This window comes from Rhizobium moroccans (genome assembly GCF_057559155.1).
The window spans coordinates 78,962-98,836 of the sequence record NZ_JBHFJG010000024.1 but is presented as its reverse complement, the minus strand read 5'-3'; the positions used below and the strand labels follow the sequence as shown (position 1 = coordinate 98,836).

The window sequence follows — 19,875 nt, the reverse complement described above, 5'->3', positions numbered from 1 at the left end:
GAGGGCTGGGGTGAGGGGCAGATCGCGGCGGCGATGCGCGGTGAAGGAGCTGAAAATCAGCGGCCGGCGATCGCCTCCAGCACCAGGTTCCGCAGTTCCGCGACATGCGGCTCGGCCTTCGCCTTGGCCGCATGGATGACGAGATCGACCTCGCCGAGCGGCGGGAGGCCGGCTTCCTTCGGATCGAGCGTGACGAGGTGCGGCGGCTTGCCCTCCAGAGTGCGCGGCGTGACGCCGAGACCCGCCGTCACCGCCGCCCACAGCCCGGCAAGGCTGGGGCTTGCGAAAACCTGACGCCAGGCGACGCCTTCATCCTCCAGCGCCTCGACCGCCACGCGGCGGAAGGCGCAGGGTGCATCGAAGGCGATCATCGGCAGCGGTTCGGCGGCATCACGTCGGAAATCCGCCGACCCGCCGATCCAGAAGACAGGACGCCTTGCAACCACCTGCGAATGGGCGCTTTCGAGATCGCCCCAGGTCAGCGCGAAATCCAGCTCGCCACGCTGCACCGCCTCCACCAGTTCCGACCCGCGATCGACGCGCGCCTCGACCCGCACCTTCGGATGCGCCCGGGAGTAGCGTCCGAGCAAGTCCGGAAGCCAGGTTTCGGCAAAATCCTGCGGCAGGCCGACGCGTGCCCAGCCTTCCAGCGCGTTGAGGCCCCGCAACGCCATGCGCGCCTCGTCGTTGAGATCGAGAATGCGGCGGGCATAGCCCAGCATAAGCTCGCCCGCTTCGGTGAGCATCAGCCCCCTGCCCTGCTTCGCTACCAGGGTCTGGCCGACCTGATCCTCCAGCTTGCGAAGCTGCAGGCTGATGGCCGAGGGCGAGCGACCGAGCCGGTCGGCGGCTCGCGCGAAACTGCCGAGCTCGAAGCCGGTGACGAAGCTTCTGAGCACATCCATGTCGATGTTGACGGGCATCGCAACCATTCAGCTTTCCAAAATCATTTGTTTTAAACTACGCGATTTTCAAAACCATCATGCCGGCGCATGCTGATCCCGTCAAGAAAGATCAACACCCGCAAAGGAGTTCGAAAAATGCCTTTCGTTCACATCACGATCGCCGGCCGGAAGATCGGCGAGAACGACATCCGCCACCTGCAGGAGGAGGCCACGAAGCTGATGGTGACGCTGATGCGCAAGCGCGCGGAGGCAACCGCCGTGCTTGTCGAACAGGCCGAACTTTCCGGCTGGGCGGTCGGCGGCAAGCCGCTCTCGGTCGCCGGCCATATCGAGGTCAAGATCACCGAGGGGACCAACACGGCGGAGGAGAGGCAGCGCTTCGTCGAGGCGGGCCATGCGCTTCTGAAATCCGTGCTCGGGCCGGAACTCTCCGTCGCAACCTATGTCGTGGTGCACGTGATCGCGCCCGGCGACTACGGCTATGACGGACTGACGCAGGAGCAGCGAAAACTTGCCGCGGCGGCGGCGTGAATACGATCGAAGCCGGCCGGCATCATGCCCGGCCGGCTTCCAATGAGGCTTGCGAACAACCGAAAGCTGCGGCAATGATGCGGGAATATCCTGGAGCCCGCCCATGCCATCGATCGAACTGCTTCTCGCCTTTCTGGCCACCACGGCGGTCTTCGCCTACATTCCCGGCCCGGCCATGCTCTACGCCGCCGCGCAGACGCTCGCGCGCGGCCGCTGGGCCGGCCTCATGGCGACGCTCGGCATTCATGTCGGCGGCTATGCTCATGTGCTTGCGGCCGCGGCAGGGCTTTCCGTGCTCTTCCACGCCGTGCCGGTCCTCTATCTGGCGGTGAAGCTTGCGGGAGCGGCCTATCTCGTCTGGCTCGGCATCACCCTTTTCCGCACCAAGGCGACAGGCGGCGGCGAACTTCCCGAGATCACGCGGAAATCCGGCCGCCGCGCCTTTTTCGAAAGCGTCACCGTCGAAGTGCTCAATCCGAAGACGGCGATCTTCTTCCTGGCCTTCCTGCCGCAATTCGTGGATGCCTCGGCCACTTTCCCGATCTGGCTCCAGTTCGTCATCCTCGGCACGATCGTCAACCTGATGTTCTCGTCGGCCGATATCGTTTGCGTGTTGCTGGCAGGCGCCGTCATCGGCAAGCTGCGGAACTCGGGCCGTGCCCAGCGGCTGATGCAGAGGGCCGGCGGGGCGCTCCTCGTCGGGCTCGGCACGCACCTGGCCCTGCAGAGAAGCTGACTTATTCGTCGCTCGGAAAAAGGATTGTCTCGTAATCCTGGGCACCGTGGATAACGTGCAGGATGTCGATCTGGGTTTCGCTGACACGATAAAAGATAAGATACTCACCGTGCCGCAGGCGACGAATTCCCGTATGCTCGTATCTCCGAAGAAGGGGAAACCGATAGGGAAAATCCGTTAGCCGTTCGCACCGCTGCACAAGCTCACGGACGAAAGTCATCGCCCGGCCAGGGTTATCCGGAGCAATGAACTGCCAAATGCGATCAAGGTCAGCGTGGGATTTTGCGGTATAGACAACGATCACGTGTCGCCGTCTTTCATCATCTTTTCGTATTTGGCCTGAAAGTATGCGAGCACTTCGCTCGCCGGCTTCACTCGCCCCGCATCTGCATCGGCAAGCCCTTCCGCCAGCGCCGCATCGAGAGCCGCAAGCCGCTTCTCCCGTTCTTCCACCAGCCGCACCCCTTCCCGCAAGACCTCGCTACGCGAGTTATAGCGGCCGGTTTTCACCAGCTCGTCGACGTAGTCTTCCAGTCTTTTCCCGAGATTCGCGCTGCTGGCCATGTCGTCACCTCTACCGGAAATCTAGCACAGGCTGATAATAGTTAGCAACGTATTCTCATTCAGTCCCTCGGCTCGACCCTCAACTCCAGGCAGGCGAGGTCCAGCCAGCGGCCGAACTTGGTACCGACTTCGGAGAAGCGGCCGACCATGCGGAAGCCGAGGCTTTCATGCAGGCGGATAGAGGCGGTGTTTTCCGCCTCGACCGCCGCGATCATCACATGGACCTTCGCGTCCGCGGCACGCTCGATCAGCGCCTGCATCAGCGAGCGGCCGATGCCGAGACCCCTCGCCGCCTTATGAACATAGACGGAATGCTCGACGGTGTGGCGGTAGCCGTCGAAGGCCCGCCAGTCGCCATAGGAGGCGTAGCCCACCACCTTGCCATCCGAAATCGCGGCCAGCACCGGAAACCCGCGCGATTTTCGCGCCGCCAGCCATTCCTGCCGGTTTTTCAGGTCCACCAGCGTCTCGCTCCAGATCGCCGTGGTATTGGCCACCGCGTCATTGTAGATTTCCAGAATGCCCGGAAGGTCGGCCTCGGTGGCATCGCGTATTTCGATCGCAGGCTTCATAAGCTTGTCCACTATGATATATATTATGTTCTCTCATAGTGGAATGCGTCAGCACTTGTCCAGCGATATCGGCAAAGGCCCGCTGCTTCTCAGAAGCTCGACTGCGAGAGGCTGAAACAGGTCATCACCGCGCTGTAGTGGACGGCGGCGGCGGCCACCACGAAGCCGTGCCAGATGGCGTTCTGGAAGCGCAGCCGCTCCCATACGTGGAAGATGACGCCCAGCGAATAGATGAGCCCGCCGACGATGATGAGCCACAGCGTGATTGCCGGCAGATATTGCGACAGCGGCCCCGCGACGATCACGCCGCTCCAGCCCATGGCGAGATAGAGCAGGATCGCCAGCCTGTCATAGCGGCCCGGAAAGACGCATTTGAGCATAATGCCGCTGATAGCAACCAGCCAGATCATGACGAGCATGAAGAGGATCAGCGGCTCATGGGCTCCGCGCTGCAGGAAGGGCGTATAGGTGGCGGCGATCAGGATGAAGATCGCCGAATGATCCAGCCTTCTCAGCAGCCATTTCGTGCGGGAATGCGGCCATATGTTGTAGGTGAAGGAGATGGAGAGGCAGAGCACCAGGCCGAGCCCGTAAATCCACGCCGCGGCGATCTCGCCATGGCTCGACCAGACGGTCGCATAGAAAATGAGGGCCGTGGCGCCGACCAGCGCAAATACGATGCCGATGCCGTGGACGATGCCATCGGCCACCAGCTCATGGAAATCGTAATTGCGCCCGAAATTGAAAAGCTCGCTCATGACCATCCCGTCCAGACTATCGCCCAACCGGCATTTATAGAATGTCGCGGGCGGGCGGCGGCGGCAAGACCGCGCCCCATCACACTCGGTTGCAGCGGTTTGCGTTTCTCGATCACGGCGCGACTTGCGTCAACAATTGCGAAACAAATAATCGCCGATCGTTGCACTATCGTGAACATCCGATCTTGCCGATATTGAGGCTCGAGTTTGACGATCGTTGGCGGCCTTCCGCATCCCGCCGTCCAGAAGGTGTTTACCCATGACCATGCCCGCCACCCCGTTCGCATTGACGCGCCCGGCCCATATCGGCCAGGTGCATCTCGTCGTTACCGACCTGCCGCGCGTTTCCGATTTCTACCAGAGGATCATCGGTCTCAAGTCGATCGAGAAGAGCCCGAGCGGCGAGATCCTCGGCGCCGGCGGCCGCCCGCTCCTGACGCTGACGATGGAGAAGGACGCCGCCCGCGCGCCGCGCAATGCCGCAGGCCTCTTCCACACCGCCTTCCTGGTGCCGAGCCGTCAGGAACTCGCCCGCTGGGTGGCACATGCCGCCGGTAATGACATGCCGCTCGACGGCGCTTCGGACCATCTGGTCAGCGAGGCGCTCTATCTCTCCGACCCGGAGGGCAACGGCATAGAGATCTATCGCGACCGTGCACCGGAGGAATGGACTTACCAAGAGGACGGCACGGTGGAGATGGCGACGCGCCGCCTAAATCTGCAGGAGCTTTACGAAAGCGCCCCGAAGGACGGTTGGGACGGCATGGCGGATGGCACCGCGATCGGCCACATCCATCTGCAGGTCGGCGATATCCCACAGGCGGACGCCTTCTATCGCGACGTGCTGGGTCTGAAGATCATGGCGCGCTATCCCGGCGCGAGCTTCTTCGCGACCGGCGGCTATCATCACCATATCGCCGCCAATATCTGGAACAGCCGCGGCGCCGGTGCCCGGCAGGCCAACATGACCGGGCTTTCCGGCTACACGATCCGCTTCAACGAGAAAGCCGCGCTCGACAAGGCGCTGGCCGCGCTTGAAGCGCAGGAGATCGCCACGTCCAAGACCAGCGAGGGCTGGTCTCTCAAGGATCCGTGGGGCATAGGACTGACGCTTTCGGCTTGAGCCGGCGACAGGCTTCCGGAACCAGATTCGGGCTTTCGCGTTGAGGGCTCGCAGCGGGAGTCCGGAAACGACATGACTACCAACAGCCGACAGGGCGCGACGCCGAAGAAACCCGTTCCGGAACTCGGAGGGCATGACGCGGCCCTTCATACCGACGAGGTCGAGCCCCCCGAGCGGCTGCCGCTCGGCCGCGAGGCGCTGGAGGTGGCGACGTCCTGGGCGGTGATCGGCATCTTCATGATCCTCGGCTTCGGGATCGTCCATTACATGTCGCTGATCCTGATCCCGCTGACGCTCGCGGTCGTCGTCGGGCTCATCCTCGGGCTTGCCGCGGACCGGCTGGGGCGCGCCGGCATGCCGCGCTTTGCGACCGCCGTCCTGTTGTCCTCGCTGGTGGCGGCGGTGTTCTTCTTCATCGTCAACTCGCTCGCGCAGCCCGTCGCGACGCTGGTGCGCGAGGGGCCGAGCGCCATCGAGCGCACCATCAACCGCATCCTGCCCTATCTGGAACGCCAGCAATGGCTGAACATCTCGCCCGCGAGTTTCGATACCGGGCCGATGTCGGTGCAGTCGCTCATCGAAAATTCCAGCAACATACTCGGAGTGCTCACCGCCAGCCTGACGCCCGCCATCATCCAGGCGCTGATCTTCTTCGGCGCCCTCTTGCTCTTCCTTTACGGGCGGCTGAAGCTCCGGCGCACCATCATTCTCGCCTTCCCGACCCGCCGGCAGCGGCTGGTGGCGATCCGCGTCCTGAACTCGATCGATCATGTGCTCGGCTATTATTTCGCGACCGCCACGCTCATTTACCTGGCGCTCGGGGTAAGCATGGCGCTGATCGCCTATTTCGGCGGGCTCGCGATGCCGGTGCTCTGGGCAATGTTCGCCTTCCTCTCCAGCTTCATTCCCTTTCTCGGCATCACGCTGATGACCATTTCGGTCGCGGTCGCCGGCATTCTCACCCATGAGGCGCTGATCCTCGGGCTCATTCCGGCGGCCGTCTTCTTCTCTCTCCACCTGGTCATGGAAAACCTGATCTTCCCCGCGGTCATGGGGCGTCAGTGGGAGATCAATCCCTTCCTCGTCTTCGTCGCCATCCTGTTCTGGACATGGATGTGGGGGGCGGTGGGGGCCATGCTGGCGCTGCCGCTATCGCTCATCATGATGACGGTGCTGAACGAGCTTTTCCCGGAACGGAAGACGGTGCCGCATCTGCCGGGCTGATACGCCCACGCCGCATTCACTCATAGAGATAATGCTGGCCCCATTCCTCCCGCGGGATGCGGTTGCCGATCTTGTAGTCGAAGGACAGCACCTTGAGGCCCTGGTCGCCTGTCCTGCATTCGTATTCCAGCCGATACCAATCGCCGCCGCTGCGGAAGACGGCGCCGGGCGCCTCGATGGCATCACCCTCGCGAACCGGATCGCCGAACGTATAGGCGATCACCTTGTCCGGACGGAAACTCTTGGTGTCTTCCTTGATCCGCTGCATCGCTTCCATATCGCAACGCTGCTCGCGCCGCTCTTCGGGAGCAAGCGCATTGAGCTGTTTGACGATGCCCGGATCGAGCGCGAGCGCGTGTGCCGGCAGGGCAGCAAGAAAGGCGAAGGCCGCCAGGGACAATTGGGTCTTCATATTGCTCCATCCAAGGTGAATCGGACGGCGGGAAACTATGTAAGGGGTTCCCGCATTGCCACCTACCATGACGGGAAACGAGAAGATGTGATCGCTGCGGCATCAGGATCAACAGCAGCGAGCCTGCCGCGTCCCTCGGGAGAGCCGGTGGATTTACGGGCGCGCGGCGATTTTTCATTTGCACCGCAGCACCCGGATGGGCATGTTCGGATCAACTCGAAAAAGACTGGGGTAATGCATATCATGAGTGCGGATGCGATCGTTCTGGGAGCCGGCATCATCGGCGTTTCCACAGCGCTGCAATTGGCAAGGCGGGGCAAATCGGTCGTTCTCGTCGACCGGCGCGAACCGGGCCTGGAGACCTCCTACGGCAATGCCGGCCTCATCCAGCGCGAGGGCGTCGTGCCCTACGGCTTTCCCCAGCAGTTCGGGATGATCCTGCGTTATGCGCTGAACAACCGCATCGACGCGCATTACCATTGGCGGGCGATCCCCAGGGTCACGTCCTTCCTTGCCAAATACTGGTGGCATTCCAATCTTTCCCGGCACCAGATGATCGCGCGCGCCTATGCGCCGCTGATCGAGCATTCGATCTCCACCCATAACGAGCTGATCGAGGCGGCCGGGGCGGAGGATCTGATCCAGAAGGACGGCTGGACGGAGGTGTTCCGCACTTCCGCCAAGCATGACGGCGAAATGAAGGAGGCCGAACGGCTGGCCGGCGAATACGGCGTCAAGTACCAGGACCTGACGCCCGCCGATATCGCCGCCCAGGAGCCGCACCTTTCCCGCGATTTCGTCGGCGGTCTCAAATGGCTCGATCCCTGGTCGGTGAAGGACCCGCTGGCGCTGACGCGCGCCTATGTGGCGCTCTTCGAAAAGCTCGGCGGGCGCATCCTGAAAGGCGACGCCAAGAGCCTTTCCCAGACCTCGACCGGCTGGCGGATCGTGGCCGGCGACGGCACGGTGGAGGCAAAGGACGTGGTCGTGGCGCTCGGTCCCTGGTCCGACACGGTGACCAAGCCGCTCGGCTACGACTTCCTCGTCGGCGTCAAGCGCGGCTATCACATGCACTATGCCACTCAGGGGAACGCGAAGCTCAACGGCTGGACCATGGATGCCGAGCGCGGCTATTTCCTCGCGCCGATGAACCAGGGCATCCGGCTCACCACCGGTGCCGAGTTCGCGATGCGCGATGCGCCGAAGACGCCGGTGCAGCTCGAGCGCGCCGAAAAGGTCGCCCAATCGATCTTCCCGCTCGCCGAGCGGCTGGACCAGGAGCCCTGGATGGGCGCCCGCCCCTGCACGCCGGACATGATGCCGGTGATCGGCAAGGCGCCGCGCCACAAGGGCCTGTGGTTCGCCTTCGGCCATGCGCATCACGGCCTGACCCTCGGCCCTATTACCGGCCAGGTCATCGCCGAGGCGATCACGGGCGAGAAGACGCTGATCGACATTTCCGCCTACCGGCCGGAAAGGTTCGGCATCTAACCGGCGGATACGGCTGGAACTTTACGGATGATGACCAGCGACAATCCCGGCCATACGAACTCCTGGTACGCGGCTTCCGCGAACGACAAGCGCATCCGCCCTGCCCTTAAAGGCGAGACACAAGCCGATGTCTGCGTCATAGGCGCAGGCTTCACCGGCATTTCTGCGGCGCTCGAACTTTCCGAACGCGGCTATTCCGTCGTGGTGCTGGAGGCGACAAGGATCGGCTTCGGCGCATCCGGCCGCAATGGCGGGCAGATCGTCAACGGCTACAGCCGCGATCTTGCGACGATCGCCGGGCGCTATGGCCGCGACAAGGCGGTGAAGCTCGGCGCGATGTCGCTCGAAGGCGGGGAGATCATCCGCAGCCGCGTCGCGAAATACGGCATCGATTGCGACCTCGTGGCAGGCGGCTTCTTCGCCGCCTTCACGGAGAAGCAGATCCGCGAGATGGAGGCCCACAAGGCCGATTGGGAAAGGCACGGCCATACCGGGCTCGAAATGATCCCGAAGGCGGATGTCGGCCAATACGTGAAGACCGAGCGCTATGCCGGCGGCATGATCGACAGGTTGGGCGGCCATATCCATCCGCTCAACCTCGTGCTTGGCGAAGCAACCGCCGCGGAAAGCCTCGGCTGCCGCATATTCGAGGGATCGCGCGTGACTGGCCTCGATATGGGCGACAAGCCCGTCGTGCGGACCGCGAAGGGCTCGGTAAAGGCCTCCTACGTGCTTGTCTGCGGCAATGCCTATCTCGCGCCGCTGCTGCCGGAAATCCATGGCCGCATGATGCCGGTCTCAAGCCAAGTGATGACCACCGAGCCTCTGGCCCCCGACCTGATCGAAAGTCTGCTGCCGGCGAACTATTGCGTCGAGGACGCCAACTACATTCTCGACTACTATCGCCGCACCTCCGACAACCGCCTGCTCTATGGCGGCGGCATCGGCTATGGCGGGAACGATCCGAGAGACCTGACCGGCGTCATCCGCCCCAACATGCTGAAGACCTTTCCGCAGTTGAAGGACGTGAAGATCGACTATGCCTGGAGCGGCAATTTCGCGCTGACGCTCACCCGCATCCCACACATGGGCAGGCTTTCCGACAAGATCTATTTCTCGCATGGCGATAGCGGCCACGGAGTGACGACCACGCATCTGCTCGGGAAAATCCTCGGCGAGGCGGTGGCGGGACACGCGGAGCGCTTCGACATCTGGGCCTCGCTGCCGAACCTGCCCTTCCCCGGCGGGCGGACTTTCCGCGTGCCGCTCACCATGTTGGGCGCCTGGTGGTACGGATTGCGGGACCGGCTGGGCCTTTGACCAGTCAAAATGACATATGCAATTCCGGACGGAAAACCGGTGTCCACTTTTCCTGGAATTGCTTTTATCCGAAGTCCGGAAAGCTGCCCTCGATGAACTGGCTGAGCTGAACCTTCGCACAGTTCTTGAAATCCGCGATGACGAGCGCCGCCTCCCCCTCGCCCACCAGAAGCGCAAGCCGCACGGCGCCGACCGCAAGATGGAACATCAGGAAGACGGACCGGCCATACTGCTCGTGCAACGGCTCCGGCACGAAATTCCGGGTGGCTTCGATGAATATCCGGGAATGGATGCGCGAATGGGCGATATCCATGTCGGAAAGCGTCTTGTCCGCCTGGATGGCGTTGATGAGGTCCTGCAAGGGGGGATTGCCGCGGACCGCCTGGAAATAGTTCTCGAAGAGGTCTTCCACGGCGCGGAAGGCATCCTCGCGATTTTCGACGCCGCTGGTACATTCCATGACAAGACCGAGGACCTCCTCGGCATAGCGCTCGTAAAGCATCGCCACGATCGCGGACTTGTTCGGGAAGTATTGATAGACGGATGCGATCGGACCGCCCGAGAGAGCGGCGATCTCCTTCATCGTCACCGCATCGATGCCCTTCCTGCCGATCAGGTCCATGGACACCTTCAGGATTTCGTCGATACGCTCGCGGCTTCTCTCCTGTTTGGGCACCCTGCGAAGCTTGCTGCGCGCAGGGCCTTGCGTCGAGTCTGACATCCGGAAAGCGTCTCCTGAACATTCACAGTTTCGATGACTGCGGGCACTCGGAGTTTCCCCCGAGGCGCGCGCAGAGCCATGGAGCGTTTCAGAGGCTAAACGGAAACGTCCTATACACTAGAAATGTATCTTTTTTCGAAACGGCAAGATGTTCGAAGAGCTTGTTCGCAATATTTTTTTAGGTAATACTTTTATGCGGGGCCGTTATCGGAATACGCCCCTTTTTGAAACGGTATCAGGCGGACCAAAACTTGGTCAGGCCTTCGTAAGCCTTGTCGACGATCACTTCCAGACTTGCGTCGATATCGACCGTCGCCACCCCCTCTTCCCCCTCGGGGCTTTCCAGCGTCGCAAGCTGGCTTTGCAGGAGCGAGGTGGGCATGAAGTGTCCCGTCCGCTCGCCCATACGCACCTGGAGGAGTTCCGGCGTGCCCTTGAGGAAGACGAAGAACAGTTCTCCGCCGGAGGCTTTGCGCAGACGCTCGCGGTAGATCTTCTTGAGCGACGAACAGGAAAGAACCAGGGTTTCGCCACGTCTCAGGGCGGAGGCCAGTTCCTCGCCGACGAGATCGAGCCAGGGCCAGCGGTCCTCGTCCGTCAGCGGAATTCCCTTCGCCATCTTTTCGACATTGGCCGGCGGATGCAGGCGATCGCCCTCCGCGAAGGCGCAATGGAGGCGTTCGGCCAGGAGCTCTCCGACCGAGGATTTTCCAGCACCGCTGACGCCCATGACGATGATCGCCCGAGGCGGGCGCGCACTGATATCCGACATTTTTCTTCCACTCTTCAAGAACTCGCGCATGCCGATATCCATCGCCGCGCGGATTTGCACAAGCCCCCAGTCCCGAATTAGGGCTTTTGCCGGGCATCCTTGCCCAGCACCAGCGGCATCAGCGCGGACAGGAACATCAGCCGCAGCACGTGATGGGCGCCGACATAGGTGGGGTGGGCGTTCAGCATCACCGCCATGGCAGCCATGGTTTCCAGCCCGCCTGGGGAAAAGGCGATGAGCGCCGCATCGAGCGGCACACCCGTCAGATAGGAAACGCAAGCCGCCATGGAGGCCGCAAGCGCCGTGACGACCACCGTCAGCACCATGCCGGCGACGAAGGCCGACCTCAGCGCGGTGATCGAAACGCCGGAAAAACGGGTGCCTATGACGCAGCCGAGGACCACGTAGGTCGGCGTGAGTATCCAATCCGGGACCGCGCCGGAGACGAGGCCGGTCACATGCGTCGCGGCGGTCGCCACGACGCCGCCGAGAAGTAGCGCTGCCGGAAAATGCCAGCGGAGGAAAAGCAGGCCGAGCGCGACGGCCGCGGCAAGCGTGACGGCCAGCACGAGGAGGTTCATCGTCTCTGCCGGCAGAGCGGGAGCGGCGCCGGCGAGATCGAGAAACTCGACGATCAGCGGCACGGTGAGCGTCAGCGCCAGAACCCGGACGCTCTGGACGATGCCGACCACCAGCATGTCGCTGCGGGTCTCGGCCGCCAGGCTCATGATATAGCTCAGATGCCCCGGCGAGGCGGCGAGCAGCGCGGTAACGCGGTCATAGCCGAACAGCCGCTGCAGGACCCAGGCACCGCTGTGAAGAAGGATGACGACGGCGACCAGGACCATGACGAAGCTGAGCGGCCAGGTCTTCGCCGCGACGATCACCTCCGGCGTCAGCCCCGTCCCCATGGATACGCCGATGATGACGAAGCAGACGTTTCGCACCTGCTGCAGCACGGTGAGCTTCAGCCCGCAAAGCCCGCCGATGGTGACGGCCAGCGCCGGACCGATGAGGAAGGGGGCAGGAAAGGCGAGCGCATAGGCGACGAGCGCGCCACCGCCGCCAATCAGCAGGGTGAGCACAAAGGCGCGGATATCCGGACGTGACATGATGAAGCCTTCGGCGGAATCAAAAGCCGGGAAGCGGACGGAAGGGATATTCCCTTCTATTCACCAGGCACGGAAGGTCAACCTGCCGGAGGGCAGAAATGAAACATCCGGCGCTGCAAGGCAGGCGCCGGATGGCAAACGTTGAAAGACAGGAGAAAGATCAGGCGGCCGGAGCCGATACCGCAGGACGGGTCCTCGCCAGGTTCGTCTCATCGAGACCCAGCAGGAAATTGATCTGCGGGCGGGCCTTCACCAAGTCGTCGATCGTGTATTCGGCCAGCACGCCGAAGAAGGCGTTGAGCGCCTTGCGCAGCGCCGCGTTGAGGCCGCAGCTATCGACCAGCGGGCATTCCACCACGCCGTCCTCGAAGCATTCGGCCATGGCGAAGTTTTCTTCGGTCACCTTCACCACGTCGAAAAGCGTGATGCGGTCCGCCGCCCGGCCGAGCTTCACGCCGCCATTGCGGCCGCGCACGGTTTCCACCAGACCAGCCTTGTTGAGCGGCTGCAGGATCTTGAAAAGGAAGAGCTCGGAGACGTTGTAAGCCTTCGCAATCTCGGGAATGCGGCTCAGGTGCCCTTCATTGGCAGCGCAGTACATCAACATGCGGACTGCGTAATTTGTCTGTTTCGTCAGGCGCATACCGGTCTCCGGAGTTCGTTAACGATCCATATATAGGGGCTTTGCTAGTTTTGAACAATTCCAAAATAAGAAAATCGTGATCAACTTTTATGCAGCGGCCATTCGGGCATATTGACGAGCGAACCAAATCATGACCTTTGTCGTCAACAAAGACAATCATAGGAGGACAGTCATGAAAGGCAACCGCTCTAACCTGCACAAACTTCTACTTGCGGCTGCATCCGTGCTGGCAACCGCTTCCGTCGCGGCGGCCGATGGCGAGGTCAACATCTACTCCTATCGCCAGCCGGACCTGATCAAGCCGCTGCTGGACACTTTCACGAAGGAGACCGGCATCACCGCCAACGTCCTCTTCCTGGACAAGGGCCTCGTGGAGCGCATCCAGGCGGAAGGCGTGAACTCGCCCGCCGACGTGATCATGACGGTCGACATCTCCCGTCTCGTCGAGGCCAAGGACGGCGGCGTCACCCAGCCGGTGACGGACAACGAGACCATCAACAAGGACATCCCGGCCAATTTCCGCGATCCGCAGGGGGAATGGTTCGGACTCACCACGCGCGGCCGCGTCATCTACGCCTCGAAGGATCGCGTCAGCCAGGACACGATCACCTATGAGGAGCTCGCCGATCCCAAGTGGAAGGGCAAGATCTGCATCCGCGACGGTCAGCACTCCTACAATATCGGCCTCTTCGCCTCGATGATCGCCGCCCATGGCGAGGAATATACCGAGAAGTGGCTGAACGATTTCAAGAACAATCTCGCCCGCAAGCCGGCCGGCGGCGACCGCGACCAGGCCAAGGCGATCCTGGCCGGCGAATGCGACATCGCGCTCGGCAACACCTATTACGTCGGCCTGATGCAGACCAACGAAAAGGAGCCGGAACAGAAGGAATGGGCAGCCGCCATCAAGATCCTGTTCCCGAACTCCGCCGATCGCGGCACGCATGTGAACATTTCCGGCATGGCGCTCGCCAAGAACGCGCCGAACAAGGAAAACGCCCTGAAGCTGATGGAATTCCTGGCTTCCGGCGAAGCGCAGAAGATCTATGGCGAGCAGGTCTACGAATATCCGGTCATGCCGGGCGCCGAGCCTTCCGACGTGGTGAAGGCCTGGGGCCCCATCAAGGCGGATACGCTGCCGCTCTCGGACATCGCGGCCAACCGCAAGAAGGCCTCCGAACTGGTCGATAAGGTCGGCTTCAACGAAGGCCCGGAAAGCTGAGCTTTCGGCACTACTGAATTACGGATGGCCGGGGCCGCAACGCTCCGGCCATTTTCGTTTGTCTGTTCGATTACCGAGCGCCAGCCCTGATCGAACGGATCAGAACGCGGGCACGATATCCAGCGCCGCCGCTATGCAGACGGGAACTCCCACAACACATGCAGCGACCAGCAGGCTCAGACTCATTCTGATGCGTTGAGCGCGGCGGGCGCGCTTCTCATCCCACTCGTAGACCATGGTACTCCCCACTCCTACAGCGCGCTAAATTAGGACGATGGGATAAAAGGTCAACACCTGGAACAAAAACGGGCTCCCGAAGGAGCCCGCAGAATGTGTTTGTCTTTTGGAGTTCGACTTACCGCATGACGGGCATGACGAACTCGGCGCCGTCCTTGATGCCGGAGGGCCAGCGGGCGGTGATCGTCTTGGTGCGGGTCCAGAACTTGATGGAATCGATGCCGTGCTGGTTGAGATCGCCGAAGGACGAAGCCTTCCAGCCGCCGAAGGAGTGATAGGCAAGCGGGACCGGGATCGGCACGTTGACGCCGACCATGCCGATGTTGATGCGGGACGCGAAATCGCGCGCCGCATCGCCGTCGCGGGTGAAGATCGCGACGCCGTTGCCGTATTCGTGCTTCATCGGCAGCGACAGGGCTTCCTCATAGTTTTTGGCGCGGGCGACCGAGAGGACGGGACCGAAGATTTCGGTCTTGTAGATTTCCATGTCCGCGGTGACGTGGTCGAACAGCGTGCCGCCGACGAAATAGCCCTCTTCATAGCCCTGCAGCTTGAAACCGCGGCCATCGACCAGGAGCTTGGCGCCTTCCTCGACGCCCTTGCCGATCAGGCCGTTGATGCGGTTATAGGCATCCTTTGTGACGACCGGGCCCATGTCGGCCTTCTCGTCGGTATAGGGGCCGATGCGCAGCGACTCGATCCTCGGGATGAGCTTTTCCACGAGACGGTCGGCGGTATCGTCGCCCACCGGAACCGCAACCGAAACCGCCATGCAGCGCTCGCCGGCAGAGCCGTAGCCCGCGCCCATCAACGCGTTGACGGCCTGGTCCATATCGGCATCCGGCATGATGATCATGTGGTTCTTGGCGCCGCCGAAGCACTGGGCGCGCTTGCCGTTCATCGCCGCCGTGCCATAGACGTAGCGGGCGATCGGGGTCGAGCCGACGAAGGACACCGCGCCGATATCCGGATCGGCAAGGATCGCGTCGACCGCGGCCTTGTCGCCGTTGATGACGTTCAGCACGCCGGCCGGAAGTCCTGCCTCGATCATCAGTTCCGCGAGGCGCAGCGGCACGGACGGATCGCGCTCCGACGGCTTCAGGATGAAAGCGTTGCCGCAGGCGATCGCAGGCGCGAACATCCACATCGGGATCATGGCCGGGAAGTTGAAGGGCGTGATGCCCGCGCCGATACCGACCGGCTGGCGCATCGAATACATGTCGATATGCGGCCCGGCGCCTTCGGTGAACTCGCCCTTGGAGAGATGCGGGATGCCGATGACGAACTCGCAGACTTCCAGGCCACGCACGAGATCGCCCTTCGAATCCTCCACCGTCTTGCCGTGCTCGCTGGACAGCAGCGTAGCGAGCTCATCCATGTTTTGGTTCAGGAGATCCACGAACTTCATGAACACGCGGGCGCGGCGCTGTGGGTTGGTGGCCGCCCACTTGACCTGGGCTTCCCTGGCGTTCTCGACCGCGGCGCGGACATCGGCGACGCTCGCCAATGCCACCTGGGCCTGCACCTCGCCGGTGGCGGGATTGTAGACGTTGGCCGTGCGGCCGCTGGTGCCGGCGACATGCTTGCCGCCGATGAAATGACCAATCTCGCGCATGGAATGCTCCTCCAGTGTTTTCTCGATAGGCAGAGGATACCCTCATGATTGCACAACGCAACGCCATAGTTTACGCATCCGTTGTGCAAGGATTGAAGTCTGGTTTTAAAAACCTCTTCCCGCAGAGGGAATGCGGTGGAGGTAAATCCCCCTCTGGCCTGCCGGCCATCTCCCCCACAAGGGGGGAGAGAACTCGCGGAACCCTCTCGACCATTTCGCAGGGCGAACCGAAGGGGGCGGCAGGTTAAGCCCCTCCCCTTTTGGGGAGGGGTTGGGGAGGGGAATTAACCGGGACGAGGTGAGCGGGAATGAACTGGGATGACGTACGAATGTTCCTGGCGGTGGCTCGTTCAGGACAGATCCTCGCGGCCTCACGACGGCTCGGCATCAACCATGCCACGCTCGGGCGGCGCGTCACTGCACTGGAAGAAGATTTGCGCACGCGGCTTCTCATTCGCCGCACCAATGGCTGCGAACTGACGGCGGAAGGCGAGGTTTTCTTCCGGGCCGCCGAGCGGATGGAGACGGAGATGCTGGCCGCACAGGCAAGCACCGGCCGGATCGATACGGCGATAGCCGGCACGGTCAGGATCGGCGCGCCGGACGGCTTCGGCGTATCCTTCCTCGCCTCGCGGCTTGGCCGCCTCACACGCCGCCATCCCGAACTCAAGCTGCAACTGGTACCGGTGCCCCGCTCCTTTTCGCTGTCGCAGCGCGAGGCGGATATCGCAATCACCATCGAGCAGCCGGAACAGGGCCGGCTCGTATCCTCCAAGCTCACCGACTACACGCTTGGGCTCTACGCCTCGAAAGCCTATCTTGCGGAGGCCGTCATTCCGGAGAGCGTGGAAGCGCTGAAGGACCATGCGCGCGTCGGCTACGTGGAAGACCTGATCTTCTCCCCTTCCCTCAATTTCACCGGGGAGATCATGCGCAACTGGGATGCGAGCTTCGAGATTTCCAGCGCCATCGGCCAGACGGAAGCGGTGCGCTCCGGCGCCGGCATCGGCATCCTGCACGACTACATCGCCCGGCAATATACCGAACTCGTGCGGGTGCTGCCGGAGGTGACGATAAGGCGCGCCTACTGGACGACCTATCACGAAAGCGGCCGCAACCTGATGCGGCTCAAGGCCGTCATCGAGTTTCTGGGTGAACTCGTGCGGGAGGAAGGAGATATCTTCGTATGAGAGGCCCCAGCTCACGGCTTGCCCTCACCCTCGCCTGCCCCTATCTCTGGCACACCTTCATTCCTGCCGGAGACCCGCCTTGTCCCTCTCCCCGAAAACGCCTTTCCAAAACCTGCCGAGCCCGCCCGTAGCCGAGAAGAAGCCGGTCACCGATACCCGCCACGGCATTACCCGCACGGACGATTATGCCTGGATGCGGGCCGAGAACTGGCAGGCGATGTTCAAGGACCCCTCGCTTCTCGATCCGGCAATCCGGACCCATCTGGAAACCGAGAACGCCTATATGGAAGCCGGCATGGGCGATACGGCCGAACTGCAAAAGGTGCTGTTTGCCGAAATGCGAGGCCGCATCAAGGAAGACGACAGCTCCGTGCCGATGAAGGACGGACCCTACGCCTATGGTACGCTTTACGTGACGGGCGGAGAGCAGCCGCACTTCTTCCGAACCCCACGCGACGGCGGCGAGAAGCATGTGCTGCTTAACGGCGACAAGGAAGCAGAGGGCAAGGATTATTTCCGGCTTTCCGGCATCGACAATTCCACCGATCACGGCTTCGGCATCTGGGGCTATGACGACAAGGGCTCCGAATATTTCACGCTGCGCATCCGCGATCTTGCGACCGGCGAGGATCTCTCCGACGTGATCGAGAATACCGGCGGCGGCGGCGTGTGGGCGCCGGACGGCAAGAGCTTCTTCTATACGCTGCAGGACGAAAATCACCGGCCGTCCAAGGTCTTCCATCATATCCTCGGCACCTCGCAGACCGGCGACCGGCTGGTCTACGAGGAGAAGGACCCCGGCTTCTTCATGGGTGTCGGCGGCTCGCTGCTGGACGACTTCATCTATATCGACATCCACGACCACGAGACGTCGGAATACCGGCTCATCTCCACCAAGGACCTGACGGCCGAGCCCAAGCTGGTCGCGGTTCGCGAGGAAGGCGTCGAATATTCAATGACGGAAGGCGGCGACGTCTTCTACATTCTCACCAATGACGGCGACGCCAAGGATTTCAAGATCATGGAAGCGCCGGTTGAGGCGCCGGGCAAGGAGAATTGGAAAGAGATCGTACCGCACGAGCCCGGCCGGCTCATCATCAGCCACATGGCGTTTGCGCGCCATCTCGTCTGGCTGGAGCGGCGCGAGGGCCTGCCGCGGATCGTCGTGCGCGACCGGGCGACCGGAGATGAGCACGCCATCGCCTTTGCCGAGGAAGCCTATTCGCTCGGGCTCTCGGGAGCTGCTGAATACGACACGAACGTCATCCGCTTCTCCTATTCCTCGATGACGACGCCAAGCCAGCTCTTCGACTACGACATGGTAACCCGCGAGCGGGTGCTTCTGAAGACGCAGGAAGTGCCCTCCGGCCATAACCCGGAAGACTATGTGACGCGCCGGGTGATGGCTCCCGCCCCCGACGGCGAACTGGTGCCGGTCTCGCTGCTCTATCGCAAGGACACGCCGCTCGACGGTTCGGCGCCCTGCCTGCTCTATGGTTACGGTGCCTACGGCATCACCATCCCCGCCTCGTTCAACACCAACAATCTGTCGCTTGCCGATCGCGGCTTCGTCTATGCCATCGCCCATATACGCGGCGGCAAGGAGAAGGGCTTTGCCTGGTACGAGAACGGCAAGATGGAGCATAAACAGAACACGTTCAAAGACTTCATCGCCGCGGCTGACTATCTGAATCAACAGAAGTTCACGTCTTACGTGAACATTATCGCCGAGGGCGGATCGGCGGGCGGCATGCTGATGGGCGCCATCGCCAACATCGCCCCGGAGAAATTCGCCGGAATCATCGCGGCCGTGCCCTTCGTCGACGTGCTCAACACGATGCTGGACGACACGCTGCCGCTCACCCCTCCGGAATGGCCCGAATGGGGCAATCCGATCGAGTCCGAGGAGGAGTACCACTGGATTGCCTCTTACTCGCCTTACGACAATATCGGCGCAAAACCCTATCCGCCGATCCTGGCGATCTCCGGCCTCACCGATCCGCGCGTCACCTATTGGGAGCCGACCAAGTGGATCGCGAAGCTTCGGGAAGTGGCGCCCGAGGCAGGACCCTATTTCCTGAAGACCAATATGGCGGCGGGCCATGGCGGCAAATCCGGACGCTTCCAACGCCTCGAAGAAATCGCCTTCGAATATTCGTTTGCGATCAAGGTGGCCGGGAAGATGGCGGCTGCAGTTTAAGCGGCGGCGGCTTTAGAGGCTACGGCTGACCGGAGTATCTTCCACTTCCGCCATTCCTGTGCTCGTCACAGGAATGACGGGAGCCCGCCGAACCACTGCAGTTAACAACCAACCAGCGCGCCCTCCCCGCCGCCATTGATTTGTCAAGAGTCGCCTCGCCTCAGAAACGGCGAGACGCAAGCCTCGCGCAAGCTTCAGGCGTTAACCACTGGTTAACCATTACAAATGTGGGTCTGCGCGCCATGAAGATCGATAGCGGCCTCAACGGCTATCATTATCCCAACCGGACGCCCGAGACGGAGCGGAAGGCGGAGGAAGCTCCGCATCGCGAAACCGCGACCTTCCAGCGCGCTCCGGACGCGCTCACCGGCAGCAGTACGCTGCTTTCCCCCTCGCTTGCCAATGCGCTGTGGTCGATGGAATTGAGCGGCACGACCTCCCGCGCCGACGAAGCGGCCGCACCCACTGTGACCCAGGACTGGGTCGAGGAACTTTACCAGGAATTCGCCTGAAGCCTGAGCGCGACC

Annotated in this window: 21 protein-coding genes; 10 read left to right on the top strand and 11 right to left on the bottom strand. The window is 62.2% G+C overall.

The features are described 5' to 3' along the window. Positions 1–56 precede the first annotated feature (56 nt). Positions 57–932, bottom strand: coding sequence for a LysR substrate-binding domain-containing protein (locus ACE04I_RS14225; RefSeq protein ID WP_137326785.1), 876 nt, complete (start codon positions 930–932; stop codon positions 57–59). 108 nt (positions 933–1,040) lie between these two features. Here ACE04I_RS14225 and ACE04I_RS14220 point away from each other — a divergent pair, with 108 nt between their 5' ends. Together ACE04I_RS14220 and ACE04I_RS14215 are read left to right on the top strand one after the other, a co-directional pair. Next, positions 1,041–1,436: a tautomerase family protein gene (locus ACE04I_RS14220; protein WP_487207223.1), complete on the top strand. Its 396-nt coding sequence runs from the start codon at positions 1,041–1,043 to the stop codon at positions 1,434–1,436. A gap of 103 nt (positions 1,437–1,539) precedes the next feature. Continuing rightward, positions 1,540–2,172, top strand: coding sequence for a LysE family translocator (locus tag ACE04I_RS14215; RefSeq protein ID WP_046795747.1), 633 nt, complete (start codon positions 1,540–1,542; stop codon positions 2,170–2,172). A 1-nt stretch (position 2,173) separates the two neighbouring features. On the opposite strand, the gene ACE04I_RS14210 is transcribed toward ACE04I_RS14215, so the two are convergent. The 4 genes from ACE04I_RS14210 to trhA form a co-directional block, all read right to left on the bottom strand. Beyond that, positions 2,174–2,476 (bottom strand): type II toxin-antitoxin system RelE/ParE family toxin, encoded by a 303-nt coding sequence (locus tag ACE04I_RS14210; RefSeq protein ID WP_046795748.1) that lies wholly within the window; start codon positions 2,474–2,476, stop codon positions 2,174–2,176. Continuing rightward, on the bottom strand, positions 2,473–2,736 hold the full coding sequence (locus tag ACE04I_RS14205; RefSeq protein ID WP_046795749.1) for a type II toxin-antitoxin system ParD family antitoxin: 264 nt from the start codon (positions 2,734–2,736) through the stop codon (positions 2,473–2,475). The genes ACE04I_RS14210 and ACE04I_RS14205 overlap by 4 nt, the downstream gene beginning before the upstream one ends. Positions 2,737–2,795: 59 nt before the next feature. Beyond that, on the bottom strand, positions 2,796–3,308 hold the full coding sequence (locus ACE04I_RS14200) for a GNAT family N-acetyltransferase (protein WP_137326786.1): 513 nt from the start codon (positions 3,306–3,308) through the stop codon (positions 2,796–2,798). A gap of 89 nt (positions 3,309–3,397) precedes the next feature. Then, on the bottom strand, positions 3,398–4,066 hold the full coding sequence (gene trhA, locus ACE04I_RS14195; protein ID WP_046796048.1) for a PAQR family membrane homeostasis protein TrhA: 669 nt from the start codon (positions 4,064–4,066) through the stop codon (positions 3,398–3,400). Between the two features lie 259 nt (positions 4,067–4,325). On the opposite strand from trhA, the gene ACE04I_RS14190 reads away from it, so the two are divergent. Continuing rightward, entirely contained in the window at positions 4,326–5,189 is an 864-nt protein-coding gene (locus ACE04I_RS14190) for a VOC family protein (RefSeq protein ID WP_046795751.1), read from the top strand. A gap of 72 nt (positions 5,190–5,261) precedes the next feature. Then, on the top strand, positions 5,262–6,413 hold the full coding sequence (locus tag ACE04I_RS14185; RefSeq protein ID WP_046795752.1) for an AI-2E family transporter: 1,152 nt from the start codon (positions 5,262–5,264) through the stop codon (positions 6,411–6,413). 16 nt (positions 6,414–6,429) lie between these two features. Here the strand turns inward: ACE04I_RS14185 and ACE04I_RS14180 are convergent, their stop codons facing one another. Continuing rightward, complete coding sequence (locus ACE04I_RS14180) at positions 6,430–6,825, bottom strand: DUF930 domain-containing protein (protein WP_046795753.1); 396 nt, start codon at positions 6,823–6,825, stop codon at positions 6,430–6,432. Between the two features lie 243 nt (positions 6,826–7,068). Here ACE04I_RS14180 and ACE04I_RS14175 point away from each other — a divergent pair, with 243 nt between their 5' ends. After that, a complete protein-coding gene (locus ACE04I_RS14175) occupies positions 7,069–8,316 on the top strand; it encodes an NAD(P)/FAD-dependent oxidoreductase (protein WP_046796049.1) in 1,248 nt (415 codons plus the stop codon). Positions 8,317–8,343: 27 nt separating this feature from the next. Next, positions 8,344–9,636, top strand: a complete 1,293-nt coding sequence (locus tag ACE04I_RS14170) for an NAD(P)/FAD-dependent oxidoreductase (protein WP_046795754.1) — start codon at positions 8,344–8,346, stop codon at positions 9,634–9,636. 64 nt (positions 9,637–9,700) lie between these two features. Here the strand turns inward: ACE04I_RS14170 and ACE04I_RS14165 are convergent, their stop codons facing one another. The 4 genes from ACE04I_RS14165 to rirA form a co-directional block, all read right to left on the bottom strand. Continuing rightward, positions 9,701–10,357, bottom strand: coding sequence for a TetR/AcrR family transcriptional regulator (locus ACE04I_RS14165; RefSeq protein ID WP_046795755.1), 657 nt, complete (start codon positions 10,355–10,357; stop codon positions 9,701–9,703). Between the two features lie 235 nt (positions 10,358–10,592). Next, the gene (locus ACE04I_RS14160; RefSeq protein ID WP_046795756.1) at positions 10,593–11,129 is read right to left on the bottom strand and encodes a gluconokinase; all 537 of its coding nucleotides are present in this window, start codon (positions 11,127–11,129) and stop codon (positions 10,593–10,595) included. 77 nt (positions 11,130–11,206) lie between these two features. Further along, complete coding sequence (locus ACE04I_RS14155; protein ID WP_137326787.1) at positions 11,207–12,241, bottom strand: AbrB family transcriptional regulator; 1,035 nt, start codon at positions 12,239–12,241, stop codon at positions 11,207–11,209. A 160-nt stretch (positions 12,242–12,401) separates the two neighbouring features. Then, a complete protein-coding gene (gene rirA / locus ACE04I_RS14150) occupies positions 12,402–12,884 on the bottom strand; it encodes an iron-responsive transcriptional regulator RirA (RefSeq protein ID WP_046795758.1) in 483 nt (160 codons plus the stop codon). Between the two features lie 172 nt (positions 12,885–13,056). Between rirA and ACE04I_RS14145 the strand changes: the two genes are divergently transcribed. Next, positions 13,057–14,106, top strand: a complete 1,050-nt coding sequence (locus ACE04I_RS14145; protein WP_046795759.1) for a Fe(3+) ABC transporter substrate-binding protein — start codon at positions 13,057–13,059, stop codon at positions 14,104–14,106. Between the two features lie 355 nt (positions 14,107–14,461). Here ACE04I_RS14145 and ACE04I_RS14140 read toward each other — a convergent pair whose 3' ends face one another. Continuing rightward, on the bottom strand, positions 14,462–15,958 hold the full coding sequence (locus ACE04I_RS14140) for a CoA-acylating methylmalonate-semialdehyde dehydrogenase (RefSeq protein WP_046795760.1): 1,497 nt from the start codon (positions 15,956–15,958) through the stop codon (positions 14,462–14,464). Between the two features lie 308 nt (positions 15,959–16,266). Here ACE04I_RS14140 and ACE04I_RS14135 point away from each other — a divergent pair, with 308 nt between their 5' ends. From ACE04I_RS14135 to ACE04I_RS14125, 3 genes are all read left to right on the top strand, one after another. Continuing rightward, entirely contained in the window at positions 16,267–17,148 is an 882-nt protein-coding gene (locus ACE04I_RS14135; protein ID WP_046795761.1) for a LysR family transcriptional regulator, read from the top strand. Positions 17,149–17,227: 79 nt separating this feature from the next. Continuing rightward, on the top strand, positions 17,228–19,348 hold the full coding sequence (locus tag ACE04I_RS14130; protein WP_487207222.1) for a S9 family peptidase: 2,121 nt from the start codon (positions 17,228–17,230) through the stop codon (positions 19,346–19,348). A 242-nt stretch (positions 19,349–19,590) separates the two neighbouring features. Continuing rightward, positions 19,591–19,860: a hypothetical protein gene (locus ACE04I_RS14125; RefSeq protein WP_046795763.1), complete on the top strand. Its 270-nt coding sequence runs from the start codon at positions 19,591–19,593 to the stop codon at positions 19,858–19,860. The last annotated feature ends 15 nt before the right edge of the window (positions 19,861–19,875 follow it).

Excerpts from the sequence above, each read along its gene's own strand:
- ACE04I_RS14200 (WP_137326786.1), bottom strand. The coding sequence starts at position 3,308 with ATGAAGCCTGCGATCGAAATACGCGATGCCACCGAGGCCGACCTTCCG.
- trhA (WP_046796048.1), bottom strand. The coding sequence starts at position 4,066 with ATGAGCGAGCTTTTCAATTTCGGGCGCAATTACGATTTCCATGAGCTG.
- ACE04I_RS14185 (WP_046795752.1), top strand. The coding sequence starts at position 5,262 with ATGACTACCAACAGCCGACAGGGCGCGACGCCGAAGAAACCCGTTCCG.
- ACE04I_RS14170 (WP_046795754.1), top strand. The coding sequence starts at position 8,344 with ATGATGACCAGCGACAATCCCGGCCATACGAACTCCTGGTACGCGGCT.
- ACE04I_RS14225 (WP_137326785.1), bottom strand. The coding sequence starts at position 932 with ATGGTTGCGATGCCCGTCAACATCGACATGGATGTGCTCAGAAGCTTC.
- ACE04I_RS14165 (WP_046795755.1), bottom strand. The coding sequence starts at position 10,357 with ATGTCAGACTCGACGCAAGGCCCTGCGCGCAGCAAGCTTCGCAGGGTG.
- ACE04I_RS14145 (WP_046795759.1), top strand. The coding sequence starts at position 13,057 with ATGAAAGGCAACCGCTCTAACCTGCACAAACTTCTACTTGCGGCTGCA.
- ACE04I_RS14175 (WP_046796049.1), top strand. The coding sequence starts at position 7,069 with ATGAGTGCGGATGCGATCGTTCTGGGAGCCGGCATCATCGGCGTTTCC.
- ACE04I_RS14125 (WP_046795763.1), top strand. The coding sequence starts at position 19,591 with ATGAAGATCGATAGCGGCCTCAACGGCTATCATTATCCCAACCGGACG.
- ACE04I_RS14215 (WP_046795747.1), top strand. The coding sequence starts at position 1,540 with ATGCCATCGATCGAACTGCTTCTCGCCTTTCTGGCCACCACGGCGGTC.
- ACE04I_RS14160 (WP_046795756.1), bottom strand. The coding sequence starts at position 11,129 with ATGTCGGATATCAGTGCGCGCCCGCCTCGGGCGATCATCGTCATGGGC.
- ACE04I_RS14190 (WP_046795751.1), top strand. The coding sequence starts at position 4,326 with ATGACCATGCCCGCCACCCCGTTCGCATTGACGCGCCCGGCCCATATC.
- ACE04I_RS14135 (WP_046795761.1), top strand. The coding sequence starts at position 16,267 with ATGAACTGGGATGACGTACGAATGTTCCTGGCGGTGGCTCGTTCAGGA.
- rirA (WP_046795758.1), bottom strand. The coding sequence starts at position 12,884 with ATGCGCCTGACGAAACAGACAAATTACGCAGTCCGCATGTTGATGTAC.
- ACE04I_RS14205 (WP_046795749.1), bottom strand. The coding sequence starts at position 2,736 with ATGGCCAGCAGCGCGAATCTCGGGAAAAGACTGGAAGACTACGTCGAC.
- ACE04I_RS14220 (WP_487207223.1), top strand. The coding sequence starts at position 1,041 with ATGCCTTTCGTTCACATCACGATCGCCGGCCGGAAGATCGGCGAGAAC.
- ACE04I_RS14180 (WP_046795753.1), bottom strand. The coding sequence starts at position 6,825 with ATGAAGACCCAATTGTCCCTGGCGGCCTTCGCCTTTCTTGCTGCCCTG.
- ACE04I_RS14140 (WP_046795760.1), bottom strand. The coding sequence starts at position 15,958 with ATGCGCGAGATTGGTCATTTCATCGGCGGCAAGCATGTCGCCGGCACC.
- ACE04I_RS14155 (WP_137326787.1), bottom strand. The coding sequence starts at position 12,241 with ATGTCACGTCCGGATATCCGCGCCTTTGTGCTCACCCTGCTGATTGGC.